The sequence below is a fragment of the Stenotrophomonas sp. 2YAF22 genome (assembly GCF_052114665.1).
Lineage (GTDB): Bacteria > Pseudomonadota > Gammaproteobacteria > Xanthomonadales > Xanthomonadaceae > Stenotrophomonas > Stenotrophomonas indicatrix.
In genome coordinates this window covers 1-1280 of sequence record NZ_JBFRFE010000874.1, presented here as the reverse complement: position 1 = coordinate 1280, position 1280 = coordinate 1, and the positions used below count along the sequence as shown (strand labels likewise).

Here is a 1280-nt window from a genome sequence, read left to right as displayed (position 1 = left end):
GCCACGCTGCAGGGCATGCGCGATGTCGTCGCGGCGGTGGYCCACGTGGCCGGCTTCGCCCGTATCGACGGCAACGTGGTGCCCAAGGGACTGGTGCTGCCGGCGCAGGCGCTGGTCGGCGGCGATGGCATCGACCGCGCGATCATGGCGGCCTCGATCCTGGCCAAGGTCTCGCGCGACCGCTACATGCTGGACCTGCACGCACGCCACCCGCAGTACGGCTTCGACCAGCACAAGGGCTACGGCACCCCGGCGCATCTGGCCGCCCTGCGTGAGCATGGCCCGTGCGCGGAGCACCGGCGCAGTTTCGCACCGGTGCGCGAGTGCCTGGAAACGCCGCCGGCTGTGGCCGCCGCCACCGCGATCGCCTGAACGGTCGCCGGGCGTGGCCCGACGCTACCACGGCAACATGAACGCCCTCGGTAGCGCCGGGCCATGCCCGGCGACATTCGCGATATCGCGCACCGTCAAGTCCTTGTCGCAACCCCCTGCCCTCGCTACCCTGACCGGGCACTCCAGCGCTTCCCGACCCCGGCGACGATTCCCGCGTCTGCACCCGGGGCCTGCGCGCTCCAACCTGGTCCGGCATGTCCAACTCCCGCTTCGTACATCTCCACGTCCACACCGAGTTCTCGCTGGCGGACTCGACCATCCGCGTGCCGGCCAAGCCGGACCAGGCTGACCCGAAGAAGGCCAAGCAGGCCAACCTGCTGTCGCGCTCGGTCGAACTCGGCCTGCCTGCGCTGGCGGTAACCGACCTCAACAACCTGTTCGCCCTGGTCAAGTTCTACAAGGCAGCCGAAGGTGTGGGCATCAAGCCCATCGCCGGCGCCGACGTGATGATCGCCGAGGAAGGGCAGGACCCGTGGCGGATGACCCTGCTGTGCCGCGACCGAGAGGGCTACCTGAGCCTGTCGCGTCTGCTGACCCGTGCCTGGATGGAAGGCCATCGCCCCGAGGGCGGCGTCGCCGTGCACCCGGACTGGCTGAAGGCCGGCAACGCCAACCTGTTCGCCCTGGCCGGCCGCGAGAGCCTGGCCGGGCGCCTGGCCCTGGATGGCAAGCACGATCTGGCCGAGCAGCAGCTGGCCGACTGGCAGCGCGTGTTCGGCGACGGCCTGCACCTGGAGCTGACCCGCACCGGCCGCGATGGCGAAGAGAGCTTCAACCAGTTCGCGCTGATGGCCGCTGGGCAGCGTGGTCTGCCGGTGATTGCCAGCAACGACGTCCGCTTCCTGTCGCCGTCCGATTTCAGCGCGCACGAAGCACGCGTGTGCATC

Annotated in this window: 2 protein-coding genes; both read left to right on the top strand. The window is 69.9% G+C overall.

Going from position 1 to position 1280, the window contains the following annotated elements:
- Positions 1-372 (top strand): ribonuclease HII (locus tag AB4Y84_RS21895; protein ID WP_442250964.1); only part of this gene is annotated, 372 nt, incomplete at its 5' end.
- Positions 373-587: 215 nt separating this feature from the next.
- The coding region (locus tag AB4Y84_RS21890) for a PHP domain-containing protein (RefSeq protein WP_442250963.1) at positions 588-1280 on the top strand (693 nt) is incomplete at its 3' end.